Raw genomic sequence first — 1,699 nt, forward strand, 5'->3', positions numbered from 1 at the left:
TTCGGATAAGAAGCGCATTGTTGATTTTATCAGTAAGGGAACTGGTGATAGCTTTTTCAGTGTCCTCCATGGATTCTACGAAGAAGTGAAACAGGAATGGGTTGGAGGAGGTAGACGGATTGAAGACTTTGAGCAGGATGGCCCTAAGATTCTTATCATTTTAGACAATGCAAGTATTCATAAAAAGGCAGAGATTCTAGAGAAGATAGCGAAGGAGATGCCCAACATTGTTTTAGAATTTCTGCCACCCTACAGTCCGGACTATAATTTAATCGAGTTAGTTTGGCACTCTGCAAAGGAATTCATTGCCAATCGTCTATTTGAGTCGATTGAGGATTTAGAAGCGCTTGTTCATAACCTATTGAACGAAGGGCAGCTTGTCATCAACTGGGATCGCAAGATCAAAAATAAAGGAAACACAGTCAATGCAATTTAAATGCATATCAGCTTCGGAGTTCTAGGTTTGATTGCGTGAAGTTTATTGATCTATTCGCTGGAGCAGGTGGTTTATCCTGTGGCTTAGAAATGGCTGGTTTTCAAGCCATATTAGCCAATGAATTGGTAGATCAGTATGCAGAAACCTACAGAAAAAACAATCCCGATGTATCGCTTATAATTGGTGATGTTCGCAAAGTATGCGAACTAGATCTAAAACAAAAACTCAATCTCAAGACAGGCGAACTAGACTTATTAGCAGGTGGCCCACCTTGTCAGGGATTTTCAGTCAATGCACCTGTAAGAACCCTAGATGACGAACGCAATCATCTATTTAAAGACTTTCTTCGAGTTGCTGCTGTCCTACAACCCAAAGCCATCTTGATTGAGAATGTTACAGGCATTGTTCAGCTTGGAAAAGGAACAGTAGTTGAGCAAATCTATAACGTGCTTCAGTCTTTGGGATATTCTGTTGCCCATCGAATCGGGCGTATCTAGCGGTTGGGGGAGGGGCCAGAGGGTGCCCGAGGAACCGAGGGGAAGAGGTGATCAACGCGGTCATTGGCCCAGGCCAGTCGGAGGAGGAGAAGATGGTTGAAGCCATCCTCGCTCCAGCGCATGCCAACGCCCTTGAAACGCTGCTGAATCAGCCATTTACAGGCGCTTTCCACCATTCCCGAGCCTAAAGGAAGGCCCAGTCGCTCGAACTGTTGGTACCGGGTGTGCTGGTGGTGCCGCTGGAAGTAGGCCTGCACCTGTAGCAGAGTCGTGAACGCTGAGTCCGACCAACCGGGCAGGTGAATCAACTGGGTTAAGGTTTGCCGGACCCGGTGCGCCTGGCCGTGGCGGAGCAGATGTCGCCAGCGGCGAAACCAGGCTTGGGACTCAGCAGAATTAAGGGTGTCAAAGAGGGCCTGAGTCGCCCGAGCCAGATGCCCTGCGGCATGGAAGCAATCGAGTACGGCGATGGCGGTGGCAAAACAGGTGCGGTAGACCCGCCAAAAGCCACGCCCACCGTCGCTGAGCCAGACGACAAGCGGAGCGGTGTCTACCCCTTGGCGGGTCGCCTCGAGTTGCAGGGGTGGGATGGCGTCATCAATGGTGCCTAACACCGCCACCAGTCGGCGTCTCAGCCGTTGGGGGACAGTCTTTCCCGCCCGGGTGACCCGAGTGCCGAGGCGGGCCAGAATGCCGACTTTTATCTCCCGCCATTGAATGGCACCCACCGGCGTCTTCGGGGTGGGACGAAACGGCACCATCACCC

General features: G+C 51.0%; 2 protein-coding genes and 1 pseudogene. 2 read left to right on the forward strand and 1 reads right to left on the reverse strand.

The genetic code is table 11. The annotated features are described in order from the left end of the window. Together H6G62_RS27145 and H6G62_RS27150 are read left to right on the forward strand one after the other, a co-directional pair. The coding region (locus H6G62_RS27145) for a transposase (protein WP_242052297.1) at positions 1-436 on the forward strand (436 nt) is incomplete at its 5' end. A gap of 35 nt (positions 437-471) precedes the next feature. Continuing rightward, the gene (locus H6G62_RS27150) at positions 472-933 is read left to right on the forward strand and encodes a DNA cytosine methyltransferase (RefSeq protein ID WP_190500943.1); all 462 of its coding nucleotides are present in this window, start codon (positions 472-474) and stop codon (positions 931-933) included. Here H6G62_RS27150 and H6G62_RS27155 read toward each other — a convergent pair. Continuing rightward, positions 930-1,699 (reverse strand): annotated as a pseudogene (locus tag H6G62_RS27155) (ISKra4 family transposase); the annotation flags it as partial. The gene H6G62_RS27150 and the pseudogene H6G62_RS27155 overlap by 4 nt on opposite strands.

This window comes from Phormidium sp. FACHB-1136, from assembly GCF_014697375.1.
Taxonomy (GTDB): Bacteria; Cyanobacteriota; Cyanobacteriia; order Phormidesmidales; family Phormidesmidaceae; genus Nodosilinea.